At 67.6% G+C, this 12,635-nt stretch carries 13 protein-coding genes; 4 read left to right on the top strand and 9 right to left on the bottom strand.

What is annotated here, in order from left to right; all coding sequences use genetic code 11:
* Window positions 1-64: 64 nt before the first annotated feature.
* The 8 genes from MX571_RS10895 to MX571_RS10860 form a co-directional block, all read right to left on the bottom strand.
* On the bottom strand, window positions 65-214 hold the full coding sequence (locus MX571_RS10895; protein ID WP_247416546.1) for a hypothetical protein: 150 nt from the start codon (window positions 212-214) through the stop codon (window positions 65-67).
* A gap of 135 nt (window positions 215-349) precedes the next feature.
* Window positions 350-1,771 (bottom strand): aminomethyl-transferring glycine dehydrogenase subunit GcvPB, encoded by a 1,422-nt coding sequence (gene gcvPB / locus MX571_RS10890; RefSeq protein WP_247416542.1) that lies wholly within the window; start codon window positions 1,769-1,771, stop codon window positions 350-352.
* 121 nt (window positions 1,772-1,892) lie between these two features.
* Complete coding sequence (gcvPA, locus tag MX571_RS10885; RefSeq protein WP_247416539.1) at window positions 1,893-3,227, bottom strand: aminomethyl-transferring glycine dehydrogenase subunit GcvPA; 1,335 nt, start codon at window positions 3,225-3,227, stop codon at window positions 1,893-1,895.
* A 150-nt stretch (window positions 3,228-3,377) separates the two neighbouring features.
* Window positions 3,378-4,718, bottom strand: a complete 1,341-nt coding sequence (gene hmgB / locus MX571_RS10880; RefSeq protein WP_247416536.1) for a hydroxymethylglutaryl-CoA synthase — start codon at window positions 4,716-4,718, stop codon at window positions 3,378-3,380.
* A gap of 274 nt (window positions 4,719-4,992) precedes the next feature.
* The gene (locus MX571_RS10875; RefSeq protein ID WP_247416534.1) at window positions 4,993-5,577 is read right to left on the bottom strand and encodes a DUF2150 family protein; all 585 of its coding nucleotides are present in this window, start codon (window positions 5,575-5,577) and stop codon (window positions 4,993-4,995) included.
* Between the two features lie 67 nt (window positions 5,578-5,644).
* Window positions 5,645-6,484: a TatD family hydrolase gene (locus tag MX571_RS10870; protein WP_247416532.1), complete on the bottom strand. Its 840-nt coding sequence runs from the start codon at window positions 6,482-6,484 to the stop codon at window positions 5,645-5,647.
* Between the two features lie 65 nt (window positions 6,485-6,549).
* Window positions 6,550-7,107: a GNAT family N-acetyltransferase gene (locus tag MX571_RS10865; RefSeq protein WP_247416530.1), complete on the bottom strand. Its 558-nt coding sequence runs from the start codon at window positions 7,105-7,107 to the stop codon at window positions 6,550-6,552.
* 93 nt (window positions 7,108-7,200) lie between these two features.
* A complete protein-coding gene (locus MX571_RS10860) occupies window positions 7,201-7,659 on the bottom strand; it encodes an NYN domain-containing protein (protein ID WP_247416529.1) in 459 nt (152 codons plus the stop codon).
* Window positions 7,660-7,827: 168 nt separating this feature from the next.
* On the opposite strand from MX571_RS10860, the gene MX571_RS10855 reads away from it, so the two are divergent.
* The 4 genes from MX571_RS10855 to MX571_RS10840 all read left to right on the top strand — a co-directional run bounded on the left by MX571_RS10855 (window position 7,828) and on the right by MX571_RS10840 (window position 11,979).
* The gene (locus MX571_RS10855) at window positions 7,828-9,429 is read left to right on the top strand and encodes a S8 family serine peptidase (protein WP_282594482.1); all 1,602 of its coding nucleotides are present in this window, start codon (window positions 7,828-7,830) and stop codon (window positions 9,427-9,429) included.
* A gap of 123 nt (window positions 9,430-9,552) precedes the next feature.
* Window positions 9,553-11,325, top strand: a complete 1,773-nt coding sequence (locus MX571_RS10850) for a Na+/H+ antiporter (protein WP_247416524.1) — start codon at window positions 9,553-9,555, stop codon at window positions 11,323-11,325.
* A gap of 117 nt (window positions 11,326-11,442) precedes the next feature.
* Entirely contained in the window at window positions 11,443-11,667 is a 225-nt protein-coding gene (locus MX571_RS10845; protein WP_247416522.1) for a hypothetical protein, read from the top strand.
* A gap of 117 nt (window positions 11,668-11,784) precedes the next feature.
* Window positions 11,785-11,979, top strand: a complete 195-nt coding sequence (locus MX571_RS10840) for a cold-shock protein (RefSeq protein ID WP_247416521.1) — start codon at window positions 11,785-11,787, stop codon at window positions 11,977-11,979.
* A gap of 174 nt (window positions 11,980-12,153) precedes the next feature.
* Here the strand turns inward: MX571_RS10840 and MX571_RS10835 are convergent, their stop codons facing one another.
* A complete protein-coding gene (locus MX571_RS10835; protein ID WP_247416519.1) occupies window positions 12,154-12,555 on the bottom strand; it encodes a CBS domain-containing protein in 402 nt (133 codons plus the stop codon).
* Between the last annotated feature and the right edge of the window lie 80 nt (window positions 12,556-12,635).

The raw sequence follows: 12,635 nt of genomic DNA, 5'->3' as shown, positions 1-12,635 counted from the left end.
CGCACGACCGTCGGAGCGACGCTACACCGCAGTACCCTGGAGAGGACGGGGCTGGAGAGCAGATTCAGAGCGGGTTGACGTTCCGGTCGCCACACACCGGGCAGGTGAGTACGCTGTTCGCCTCGGTGTCCGCCTCGAACACCTCGCGACAGGCCGAGCACTGGTACTTCGGTGCCGATTCCGCACCACCCATGACGCGACTGAGTATCCCCATGGTCACCTCCCCGTACAGGTCAGACCGAGATAACGAGTGAACACCGTCGCGCTCGGGTTCCGACCGTTTCGTCGGTTGCATCGGATTCAGCCGACCGTTCGGGAGCTGCCGCAGAGGCGCACGGGCGGTCGCTCGCTACTCGCTATCAGCGTCCAGCGCCTGCCACGACAGTCGTGGCGAGCGTGCGGCCGACACCTGGTCGATGCGGCGTGCGGCGGTGTTCTCGGGGGCGCGCTCGATGGTGTCGACGTCCTCGCCCGCGACGGCGTCGAACGCGGTCGCGAGCTGGTCGAGCGACCGTCGGTTCTCCACCTCGGTCGGTTCGGTCATCAGCGCCTCCGGGACCGCCTCGGGCCACTTCGTCGTCGGCGGGTGGACGCCGTAGTCGAGCATCCGCTTCGCCACGTCGGCGGCGTCCTCGTCGGCGCTCGCGACGAACTCGTGGTGGAACGGCCCGAACGGGATGTCGTAGTCGATCTGCGAGGCGAGGTAGTTCGCGTTGAGCACGGCCTTCGCCGAGGCGTCGGCGAGGCCCGCGTCGCCCAGTCGCGCGATGTACGCGTACGCGCGGACGAGCACCTGCCAGTTCCCGCCGAAGCCGTGGACGGTCCCGATGGACCGCTCCGGGGTGTACTCCTCGAACCCGCCGTTCGTCTTGCGGACGTGCGGGTCCGGGAGGAACTCGGCGAGGTCCTCGGTGACGCCGACCGGCCCCGCGCCGGGGCCGCCGCCGCCGTGGGGCGTCGCGAACGTCTTGTGGACGTTGTAGTGCATCACGTCGAACCCCATGTCGCCGGGACGCGCGCGTCCGAGCAGCGCGTTCAGGTTGGCACCGTCGTAGTAGAGCAACCCGCCCGCGTCGTGGACGAGGTCGGCGATGTGCTCGATGTCGCGCTCGAACAGGCCGAGCGTGTTGGGGTTGGTCAGCATCAACGCGGCCGTCTCCTCGCTCACGGCCGCCTCCAGCGCCTCGACGTCGACGCGGCCGTCCTCGTCGGCGGGCAGTTCGACCACGTCGTAGCCCGCCATCGCCGCGGTAGCGAAGTTCGTCCCGTGCGCGGAGTCCGGGACGATCACCTCAGAGCGCTCGTCGCCGCGGGACTCGTGGTACGCCTTCGCGACGAGGATACCCGTGAACTCGCCGGCCGCACCCGCGGGGGGCTGGAGCGTCACCGCGTCCATCCCGCCGATGCGCCCGAGCACGTCCTGTAACTGATACCTGAGTTCGAGCGTCCCCTGCCGCGCCGCGGTGGGGCGGTCGGGGTGGGTCGCCGCCTTCGGGTGGGCGGCCACGTCGTCGGTGAACTTCGGGTTGTACTTCATCGTGCACGACCCGAGCGGGAACGGCCCCGACTCGACGCCGTAGTTCATCTGCGACAGGCGCGTGTAGTGGCGCGCGAGTTCCGGTTCCGAGAGGTCGGGGAGTTCGAGCGAGTCGCGGGTCAGGTCGTCGGGCAGGTCCGACTCCACCTCGACCTCCCGGCTGTTCTTCTCCGAGAGCAGCGGTTCGTACAGCTCCTCGGAGTCGTCGGTCCAGCGCGCTTGTTCGTACTTCATGCCGAACCCTCCGGTTTCACACTCGCTCCCTGCGGTCGCTCGCGTGATCTCACTCGCTCGTGATACTCGTCACCGGCGACACGGTCGCCGGTTTCCAGCGGGACCGCTGGTCCCGCGCGGCTCATGCGACTCCCTCCAGCGCCTCCACCAGCGCGTCTCGTCTCGTCTCGTTCCGTTCCGTCGTGCAGAGCTGAATCTCGTGCTCGCCGACGACGTGGACCGCGAACCCCTCGCCGGCGAGGTCCGACGCGACCGCCTGCGCTGGCTGGTCGGTGTGGGCGACGAACTCCCGGACGTGGTGACGGTCGTGGACCGGCGCGCGGATGCCCTGTATCGAGTCGACGCGGTCGGCGAGGTCACGCGCACCGGTCACGCAGTCGTTCGCGAGGTCGACGAGGCCGTCGGGGCCGAGCGAGGCGGCGTGGATGGCGGTCCGGAGCGCGACCCACGCCTGGTTCGTACAGATGTTCGACGTGGCTCGCTCGCGGCGGATGTGCTGTTCGCGGGTCTGGAGCGTCAGCGTGTAGGCGCGCTTGCCCGCGGAGTCCTCGCTCGCGCCGACGAGGCGACCGGGCACCTGCCGGAGGAACGACTCGTCGCAGGCGAACAGCCCCATCCCCATCCCGTCGGCGTAGCCCATCCCGAGCGAGGCGGCCTCGCCGACGACCACGTCCGCGCCGACGCTCGCGGGTTCCTGCAGGAGGGCGAGCGGGACGACGTCCGTCCCGAGACAGAACAGCGCGTCGTGGTCGTCCGCGAGGGCACCGATATCGGCGAGGCGCTCCTCGACGGTCCCGCGGACGGTCGGGTTCTCGGCGTACACCATCACGACGTCGTCGGCCATCCGGTCGCTCAGGGCGTCGATGTCGGCGTTCGCGTCGGCCATCGGGTACGACTCGACGGTGAGGTCGGTCCCGGCGACGTAGTTCTCCAGCGTGCTCCGGCGTCGCTCGTGGAGGAGTTCGGGGACGAGCACGACCGACCCGGAGACGCTCCGGACGCGGGCGGCGAGCGTCGCCGCCTCGCCCAGCGCCGTCGCGGCGTCGTACATCGAGCAGTTGGCGACGTCGAGTCCCGTCAACTCGACGAGCATCGACTGGTACTCGAACAGCGCCTGGAGGAAGCCCTGTGCGACTTCGGGCTGGTACTGCGTGTAGCTGGTGAGGAACTCCGAGCGCAGCGAGAGCGCGTCGACCAGCGACGGGACGTAGTGGTCGTAGTGGCCGCGACCGAGGAACTCGACGACGCTCTCGTTGCGCGAGAGCATCGCCTCGAGGTGGCGGCGCGTCTCGCGCTCGCTCCGTTCGGGGATTCCGAACGCACCGTCGAACCTGACGGCGTCCGGGATGTCGAACAGGTCCTCCTCGCTGTCGACGCCCACTGCGTCGAGCATCGCGGCCGTCTCGGCTGTGGTGTGTGGGGCGTACGGGCTGCCCCGGCTGTCGTTACTGCTCATGGTGGGGAGAAGTGGGGGTCCGTCGACGAGACATCGGCTACGTCACGCTACCGAAGGGATGCATATCATACCCTCGATTACCGCCCGAGGGCGACGAAACGATGCACGAACGTGGGCATCTCGCTGCAGAATCGGTGGTCGCTGACGGTTTTACTCGACGTAGCGGTACTTCCGCTCGCCCATCCGGCCCCAGCCCTCGAAGACGAACTCGGCGTCGGGGGTGGTGAACTCCTCGACGTCGTCCGCCTGCTTGTCGTGGTTGTGGACGTCGTGGACGTGCTCGTACTCCTCGTAGGTGATGTCGCGTCGGGACGCGATCTGCTCGTCGATGGTGAGCGCGGCTATCTCCTCCTCCCACTCGTCCTGGAGGGTCTCGGCGTGAATCTCGGCCTGCGCGCCCGACCCGTACGACCCGACGAGGAGTCGCTCGCCGGTGAGGTCCATGCCCTCTTCGAGCGCGTGTTTCAGGCCGCTGGCTCGGGCGATGTGGACCGACCCGGTGTACCAGTTGCCGACCTCGCGCGAGATCTCCAGCGTCGGCGCGATGGTGGCGTCGTACCAGTTCTGGTAGTCGCTGGTCTCCTTCAGGAGGTCGGTGTAGTCGCCCATCGCCTCGACGTACTCCTCGTCGCTGTCGAACGCCTCGGGGCGGGGCTGGCGACCCACCTCGTCGGCGAGTCGCTCCTCGATCTCCGTGTCACGGATCATGTGCCGGTAGGCGAGCAGCGCCGCCTTCCGGACCATGCCGGGGAACGGCGTGTGGAACGGACCGAGGACGAAGTCGTCGGGGTGGGTGTCGCCCGCGACGGACTCGAAGTCCTCCAGCGCCTCGCGCATGCGTGCGAGGTAGACCTGCACCGAGCGCTTGCCGTCGACGCTCGGGAACTGCTGGTTGGGCTTGAGGAAGTCCGTCTCGTCGGCGCTCCCGTAACCCTGCTCCGTCGAGAGTTCGAGCAGGCGCGGGTTCTCGCTGATGAGCATGGCGACCGCGCCAGCGCCCTGCGTCGCTTCACCAGCGTCGCCGCGGGCGTACAGCGCCGTGTCCGTGGCGACTACGAGCGCCGAGCGCCCGCGGTTGCGACCCGCCCGAATCCAGTTGTACGCGTCGTCGAGGCTCTGGGTGCCCGAGATGCACGCGAACTTCCGCTCGCCCTTGTTGGCGTGGTGGAAGTCGCCGTCGTACACCTGTTCGAGGCAGCCCGCGATGTACGTCGAGACGGGTTTGGAGTTGTCGAACGACGACTCCGTCGCCACGTCGATGCGGCCGATGTCCTGCGGGGTCAGGCCCCGTCGTTCCATCAGTCGGTGGGCGGCGTTCGCGCCCATCGTGACGATGTCCTCGTAGGTGTCCGGGAACGAGGAGGCCGCGAGGCCCAGTCCCTTCGTGTACTTCTCCGGCGACTCGTTCTTGGCCGGTGCGAACGTCTCGGCCAGGTCGAGTTTGAGCTTGCCCGCGTGAATCTCGATTGCGTCGATGCCGACGGCTGTCATTACTGACGGGTTGACTCTCTGGTATAAGTGTTTGACGACGACGAGTTCGTCAACTGTCGAAATCCACGGGTCGGTCGTGCCCGTCGGCGGTCCGTCGTTCAGCGACCGAAGAAAATCGTCCGCCCTCGGTCTTCATCGGCGCTCGGAGGATGCGCTGCGTCTCGTCGGTGACTTCCAGCGGTTTCGGGCGACTCCCGAGAGTTCGGCACCGAACGGCTCTCGGTGGCCGTTCGGAATCCGTCGTTCTCGTTTGTCTCGCCCACGGCGAACCGCGCTACTCGTCTTCTTCCTCGATGACCTCGGGGTCGCGCATCGCCTCGTAGAGGCTGTCGAGGCCGTTGACCCACTCCGCGACGAGGCCGTAGTCCATCTCTTCGAGGTTGTCCATGTCGAACTCCTCGCCGTCCAGAATGAGCGTGCCCGCCTTCACGCAGTGGACGTGGGCGGTGTCCAGGTCCTCCTCGGCCTCGGCCGCGCGGGCCGCGTCGACGTGTCCCTCGATGCCACCCTCGTCGGCGGGGCCGGCGGCGACGAACTCCTGGGCGGCGTGGAACACGCAGACCATCGCGGTCTGGACGGCGTCGACGAGCATCAGCGTGTCCTCGTCGTCGAATCGGTCGACCTCGGTGAGGACGATGGCGCTCACGTCCTCCAGTTCGCCCATCGCCTCCTCCTGGGGGAGGTCGCCCTCGTCGTACGCGGAGACGATCTTGGCGACGGCGATGACGACGTCGTCCTGCATGTTCAGTCGCAGGCGTGCGGAGTCCTCGTCTTCGAGGTCAACGCCCTCCTCGTCGAGTCTGTCGAGCCAGTTCTGCCACCGTTCGTCGGTGTAGAACTCGCCCTCGGGGGTGCTCATACCTCTCCCGTACGAGCGACTGGTGATAGGCCTTTTCGTTGCTCGAATGGGGTCGCCACGGGACGGCTCAGTCGAGCGTCTCCCGTGTGTCGATATCGTACACCAGACGCGGCGTCTCGACGTGCGCACGCTCCAGCGCCGCGTCGTACCCCTCCTCGCGGAGCCACCGCGTTCGGCGCGGGACCGTCTTCGGCCCCAGGACCGCCCCCGGCCGGTCGGAGTCGTCGATGAAGTCCGTCTCCATCATGAACGGGACGTCCCGGTCGATGGCACGCACCAGTTCGTCCTTGTCCGCGAGGACGCTCGGCGTCGGTCCCTCGACGCCGCCCGTCGAGTAGTGTTTCACGACGTGTTCGCGGTCCATCCCCTCCGCCTCGGCCCACTGCGCCACGTCCTCGAAGTCCTCGCCGCCCTCCGTGTGCAACTGGACGGCGCAGTCCTCGCGCGCGCCGAGCGCGAACGCGTGGCGCATCACCTCGTTCGAGGCGTCCCACACCGCCTCGTCGACGTCGTAGTGCGGTCGCCCGGACTTGATGGCGAGCGCGTCTCCCGACGCGACGTACTCCGCCGCCACGTCGAGGCCGGTCTGCATCAGGTCGCGCGCCTCCTCGGGCGCGAACCCGCGGTCCACCAGTTGCGAGACGAGCGCCGGGTGGACGCCGAGGACGGGCCACGCGCTCCCAGGCAACACGTCGTTCGAGTCCCCGACCACGTCGAGCGTGTGGTCGTAGGCGACCCGGAAGTCCTCGGCGTCGCTCACCTGCACGTCGTAGTGCCACGAGGGCTTGTTGAGCACGAGCAGGTGCGTCCCGCCGTTGTCGGCGAACTCCTCGGCCGCCTCGACGCCACGGCCGTTCACCGGGTCGAGGTGGAGGTGGTCGTCGAGGACGGGGTCGGTGTCGCTCATGGGACCGACTGCGAGCGCGCGGGCCAAAACGAGGGCGGTTCGCCGTCGGTATCGACCGACCGTCGTCACTCCGGGCTCGGCTCCCACTCCCTACGGAGCAGACCGTACCACAGCATGTCGTGGTACTCGCCGCGGAACCACGCCGCCTCGCGCTGGGTCCCCTCGTGTTCGAAGCCGAGCGATTCGAGCAGGCCCACCGAGGCGTCGTTGAACCCGCCGACGCGCGCGCTCACCCGCCGCAGGTTCCGGTCCTCGAAGGCGTACTGGACCAGCCGTGCGGCGGCGTCCGAGCCGTAGCCCTGCCCGTGGTGCTCGGGGGCGAACCAGTAGGCGAGTTCCATCGAACGGGCGCGCGATGTCTCGCTCGGGCCGTACTGCGACCCGGTGAGCGAGACGATGCCGAGCGGTTCCGCGTCCGCACACGCGAGACAGTGGACGCCCTCCTCCGACGAGAGGACGTCCTCGAAGAACTCCGTCCCCAGTTCACGGTTCATCGGGTTCACGTCGAGGGCGGGCCGCCAGACGCGAGGGTCGTTCATGCAGCGCTGGAGGAACTCGACGTCCTCGCGTTCGGGCGGACGGAGCGCGACGGCGTCCCCTTCGAGGAAGACGGGACCGGGCATGGCCGGACGGTTCGTGCCCTGGAACAAGTGTCTTGAGGAACCGTGGAGGGTGATACCGCACGACGCGAGGACGACCTCCCGACGGTCGCGCCGTCAGTCCCCGAGCGTGACCGCCTCGTGCGCAGTTCGCTGGAGTGCGTCCGACCGACCGTGCGTACCGGGGGCGATTGCGAGCGTCGTGACGCCGTGGCGGGCGGCGGTTTCGAGGGCGGGTTTGAAGTCCATGTCGCGGGAGGCGACGGCGAGCACGTCGAACTGGCCCGAGACGGTTCCCTCGACGGCGTCGACGGCCAGCTTCACGTCCACGTCGCCGCTCGTCGTCACCACCTCGTAGCCGTGGGCCTCGGCGGCCTGGATGAGTCCGGCGGGGGCCTGCTCGTTGACGTACAGTCGGGCGACGGCGACCCGGCCACGCTCCTCTGCGACGCCCCTGAGGTCCGTCAGGTCGACGTCGAACTCCTCGCGGAACACGTTCGGGCCGTCGACGAACAGGCCGACCGACCGTCCACCGCCACGCGTGCCCGACGAAAACCAGTCTCGAAGCCCGCTCATGCCCGCTGGTGGACGGCCACGTTCGAAAGCGTACTGATTCGGAGTCTAGAACCCACTGTCTAACACCTTGAATCATATAGATACTAGTATAATATTTTGGATTAATTCCGAGATGATAAGTTTGAAATAGTATCTCGTACTGGGTCCTCTCGCATGGGAGAAGATAACATGTTCGACCGTCGCACGTTCCTGCGTCTCTCCGGGCTGGCAGGGGCTGTGGGTCTGACAGGTGTAGCGAGCGCGACCCCCGGTCGGTCGCCGGGACCGAAGGAGGACGAACTGCTCGTCGGCATCTCCGCCGACGGGAAACACGTCGAGAAGCGCGCCCAGAAGATCAAGCGCAAGATAGAGAAGAAGACGAACATCGAGGTGGACCTGCGCCACCACAACGAGGAACTCCGGTACGTCGCGTTCGACACCAGCGAGGCCTCCGAGAAGAACCGGCGGAAGCTGAAGAAGCGACTGGAGAAGCAGGACAAGGTGAAGTACGTCGAACGGAACGCGACCTACCAGTCGCTGCAGGTCCCCAACGACCCGCGGTTCGGCGACCAGTACGCCGACCAGCAGGTCAACGCCCCAGAGGCGTGGGACACGACGTTCGGCGACTCGGGCGTCACCATCGCCGTCGTCGACCAGGGCGTGAAGTACGACCACCCGGACCTCGACGGTAATATGGCGTCGAACCCCGGCTACGACTTCGTCGACGGCGACTCCGACCCGTACCCCGACGAACTGACCGACCAGAACGGCGACGGCGAGGCCGAGATCCACGGCACCCACGTGGCGGGCATCGCGGCCGCCGAGGTGGACAACGGCGAGGGCGTCTCCGGCATCGGCAACTCGACCATCATCTCCGGGCGGGCGCTCTCGGAGACCGGGTCCGGGTCCACGGCCGACATCGCCGACGCCATCCAGTGGGCGGCCGACCAGGGCGCGGACGTCATCAACCTCTCGCTGGGCGGTGGCGGCTCGACGTCCACGATGCAGAACGCCGTCAGCTACGCGACCAACCAGGGGTCGCTCGTCGTCGCCGCGGCCGGCAACGACTACGGACAGCCGGTGTCGTACCCGGCCGCGTACTCCGAGTGTCTCGCCGTCTCCGCGCTCGACCCCGACGAGAGCCTCGCGAACTACTCGAACGTCGGCTCCGAGATAGAGCTCGCCGCGCCGGGGACGAACGTCCTCTCGACGTGGACCGACGACGGCTACGAGAAGATATCGGGCACCTCGATGGCGACGCCCGTGGTGGCGGGCGTCGCGGGCCTCACGCTCGCCGCCCACGACCTGACGAACGCGGAACTGCGCAGTCACCTGAAGGCGACGGCCGTCGACGTGGGCCTCTCCTCGGACGAACAGGGGAGCGGTCGCGTCGACGCCGGGAACGCCGTCACCACGACGCCGGGCAGTGGCGGCGGCGGGGACGACGGCGGTGACGACGGTGGGAGCGGCGACTCCACCTCCTCCAGCGCCAGCGGGTCGCTGTCGAGTTCCTACGACAGCCAGTGTTACAGCTACGGGTTCGAGTACTCCTCGCCGAGCCAGGTCGTCCTCGAACTGTCCGGGCCGTCGAGCGCGGACTTCGACCTCTACGCCAGCGAGGGGTCGGGGAGCTGCCCGACCACGTCGAGCTACGACTACCGGTCGTGGACCGCGAACAGCCAGGAGAGTATCACCATCGACGACCCGGACACGTCGACGGACCTCACCGTCCTGGTCGACTCCTACAGCGGCGGCGGCTCGTACACGGTGACCATCACCGAGTTCCAGTAGTCGCGCAGTCGGTTCCCGAGGCGCTTTTTCGCGCCGGATTCGTGCCACCCGACCGACAGCTGTCGGCGCATTTCCCAGCACGACAGCCCGTCGCTTATGAACGATGCCCGAGTGGAGACGGATATGGAACTCGGATTCGCATCGGTGGTCGCTCCGCTGCTCCTCCAGGCGGGGGAGCAGGCACCGACCATCGAGGAGATCCTCATCGACCTGCTGCCGATAGCGCTCATCGCCGCGGCAGTCGGTGTGTTCGTCGCCAAGGTCGGCCGCTTCCCCTACACCGTCGCCCTCCTGATGGCCGGTATCGGACTCTCTATCGTCCGGTACGCGACCGACGCGTTCCACGTCCCGTTCGGCCTCTCACACGACCTCATCCTGCTCGTCCTCCTGCCACCGCTCCTGTTCGAGGGGGCGGCGACGACCGACTTCGAACGCCTCCGGCGGAACCTCGGCCCGGTACTCGCACTGGCGGTCGTCGGCCTCCTCGTCTCGGTCGCGCTGCTGGGAGCCGCCGGCGTGTACGCCTTCGGGTTCCCGTTGCTCGTCTCGCTGCTGTTCGCGGCGATGATCCTCCCCACCGATCCCGTGAGCGTGCTGGCGCTGTTCAAGGAACTCGGCGCGCCCGACCGGCTCGCCGTCCTCGTCGAGGGGGAGAGCCTCGTCAACGACGGCGTCGGCGTCGTGCTGTTCTCGGCGCTCCTCGCGCTCGTCGCGAGTGACTCCTCTGCCGAGGACCTGTTCACCCCGAGTGGCATGGGAGGGCTGCTCGTCGACGTCGTCCTCGTGAGCATCGGCGGGCTCGTCGTCGGGCTGGTGCTCGGCTACGCGGTGTACAGCGTGATGTACAATCTCGACGACCACATGACCGAGATCGTCCTGACGCTCATCCTCGCGTACGGGTCGTTCCTCGTCGCCGAGCACTACCTCCACGTCTCGGGCGTCATCGCCACCGTCGTCGCGGGCCTGTTCATCGGGAACCGCGGCGCGGAGTACGCGATGAGCCCCCGGACGAAGATATCCGTGTTCAACTCGCTGGAGACGCTCGCCTTCCTCGTCAACACCTTCATCTTCCTGATGATCGGCCTCACGACGCCCATCAATCAGGTGGTTCAACACGGATGGCTCATCCTCGTCGCCATCCCGCTCGTCCTCCTCGCGCGTGCGGCGGTCGTCTACCCCATCACCGCCATCGCGAACCGCGTCCAGGAACCGACCATCTCGCGCTCGTACCAGCACGTGATGCTGTGGGGCGGCCTCCACGGCTCGATTCCCATCGCGCTCGTCCTCGGGTTGCCGGCCACCGTCGAGTCCGGTGGGCCGTTCCCCTTCCGCGAGGAACTCCGGGCGATGGTGTTCGGCGTCGCCGCGTTCTCGCTGGTCGTCCAGGGGCTCTCGATGGAGCGCCTGCTCGACGGACTCGGCGTCATCACCCGCTCGGACGCGGAGGAGCTCTACGAACTCCTCGTCGGGCGGCGACGGGCGGTGAACGCGGCGCTCGACGCCGCCGAGCGCCTCAAGCGGAACGGCGACCTGCCCCGAGAGGTGTATCAGGACTTCACCAACGAGTACGAACGCGAACAGCAGGAGCTTCAGGAGACCATCGCGTCGCTGCTGTCGAAGAACCCCGAACTCCGCCGCGAGCGACTGCTGGTCGGGGAGCGACAGGTCCTCCAGCAGGAGAAGAGCGCCGTCCTCGACGCCGTCCGGTCGGGGGTCATCACCGACGACGTGGGCGACCGCCTGATGGACGAGGTCGACCTGAAACTCGATCAGGTCCACAGCGGCGAGTCGACCGTCGAGACCGGTGAAGAGGGGTTCGCCGAGTTCTGGCGTACCCGAGCCCACGAGTTCGGTCTCGACGTGGAACCGGAGGGCGAGACGCGCCTCGGCGACTGAGTACCGACCCCCGGTGACCGCTCGAACCGACGATCAGGCGGGCGACCGGAGGGAGTACCGGACGGACTTGCCGTGGCCGCCCCCAGACATATGCCGTCGCCCTTCGAACCGCGAGCTATGTCCGACGAGCACGAACGAGACCGGACGATGGCCAAGGAGAAAGAGGAGGAGGACGCCGAGGACGTCGACGAGGCCGAAGCGGAGGCCAAGGAGGCCGCCCGCGAACAGCGCAACGAGGAGATAGAGGAGGAGGTCGAGCGCAAGTCGGAGGTCCGCGAGGAGGAGGCCGCCGAACAGGAGAACGTCGACAACCACCGCGACGACGAACCGTTCGAGAGCTGAACAGCGGCCGAGCAGTGATGACCCGATGGAGCGAGGCTCGGACTGCCGGGCGCCGGCAGTCGTGGTAGCGCGACCCTCGCAAGCGCTATCCGTGGGTGGCGTCGACGGTTGTTCGTAATGGCAAACGGTACGGTTGATTTCTTCAACGACACGGGCGGCTACGGTTTCATTTCCACCGAGGATGCTGACGACGACGTGTTCTTCCACATGGAGGACGTCGGCGGCGAGGACCTCACCGAGGGGACGGACATCGAGTTCGACATCGAACAGGCCCCCAAGGGCCCGCGCGCGACGAACGTCGTCCGAACGTAAGACCACCGACGGCCACCGCGCCGCGGTGGCGACCGGTACTACACCAGTTTTTCGCAGAGCTGAGCGCCGAGCGACGGCGCGGCTTGACCCGAACGACGAGCGGTCGGAGACACCACAGGATAGCGACGCGTGGGCATTCGAGAGAACGACCCACACGGTCGGGTTCGCTCGTACTCAGGCCGGCGTCGGCGCTTCTCGGGTGGAGAGGTACGCCGTCAGGTCGGTCGTCGTCACGACACCGATGACGGTCCCGTCGTCGACGACCGGCACGTGGTGGAACTCGTGGTCCAGCATCACGTTCGCGACACTCTGGATGGATTGGTCGGCTGTCGTCGTCGTGATATCGGTACTCATCTCGGTGGAGACCGGGGCACTCGAGTCCGTCTCGGCCTCCGCGACGACCCGAACGAAGTCGGTCGCGGTCAGGATTCCCTCCAGTTTGTCGTCCTCGTCGACGACGATGACCGACCCGATTCCGTGTTCGAGCATCAGTTCACCAGCGGTCCCGAGCGCCGTGTCGGCGCGCACCGTGTGTACGGGAGAGGACATCACGCTCCCGACGAAGACATCGTCCATCAGTCCCACCAAGCAGGGCTCGGAGGATAAGGATTATCATGGACGTTCATGAGTCCGCCGTCGCGACCGGACGTGGGGGA

Source organism: Halomarina salina (assembly GCF_023074835.1).
GTDB classification, from domain to species: Archaea; Halobacteriota; Halobacteria; order Halobacteriales; family Haloarculaceae; genus Halomarina; species Halomarina salina.
The sequence above is the reverse complement of the archived record's forward strand: the minus strand, read 5'-3'. Positions and strand labels throughout refer to the sequence as shown.

Bases quoted from the DNA above. Each gene is read 5' to 3' on its own strand.
- MX571_RS10895 (WP_247416546.1), bottom strand. From the start codon at position 214: ATGGGGATACTCAGTCGCGTCATGGGTGGTGCGGAATCGGCACCGAAG.
- gcvPB (WP_247416542.1), bottom strand. From the start codon at position 1,771: ATGAAGTACGAACAAGCGCGCTGGACCGACGACTCCGAGGAGCTGTAC.
- gcvPA (WP_247416539.1), bottom strand. From the start codon at position 3,227: ATGAGCAGTAACGACAGCCGGGGCAGCCCGTACGCCCCACACACCACA.
- hmgB (WP_247416536.1), bottom strand. From the start codon at position 4,718: ATGACAGCCGTCGGCATCGACGCAATCGAGATTCACGCGGGCAAGCTC.
- MX571_RS10875 (WP_247416534.1), bottom strand. From the start codon at position 5,577: ATGAGCACCCCCGAGGGCGAGTTCTACACCGACGAACGGTGGCAGAAC.
- MX571_RS10870 (WP_247416532.1), bottom strand. From the start codon at position 6,484: ATGAGCGACACCGACCCCGTCCTCGACGACCACCTCCACCTCGACCCG.
- MX571_RS10865 (WP_247416530.1), bottom strand. From the start codon at position 7,107: ATGCCCGGTCCCGTCTTCCTCGAAGGGGACGCCGTCGCGCTCCGTCCG.
- MX571_RS10860 (WP_247416529.1), bottom strand. From the start codon at position 7,659: ATGAGCGGGCTTCGAGACTGGTTTTCGTCGGGCACGCGTGGCGGTGGA.
- MX571_RS10855 (WP_282594482.1), top strand. From the start codon at position 7,828: ATGTTCGACCGTCGCACGTTCCTGCGTCTCTCCGGGCTGGCAGGGGCT.
- MX571_RS10850 (WP_247416524.1), top strand. From the start codon at position 9,553: ATGGAACTCGGATTCGCATCGGTGGTCGCTCCGCTGCTCCTCCAGGCG.
- MX571_RS10845 (WP_247416522.1), top strand. From the start codon at position 11,443: ATGTCCGACGAGCACGAACGAGACCGGACGATGGCCAAGGAGAAAGAG.
- MX571_RS10840 (WP_247416521.1), top strand. From the start codon at position 11,785: ATGGCAAACGGTACGGTTGATTTCTTCAACGACACGGGCGGCTACGGT.
- MX571_RS10835 (WP_247416519.1), bottom strand. From the start codon at position 12,555: ATGGACGATGTCTTCGTCGGGAGCGTGATGTCCTCTCCCGTACACACG.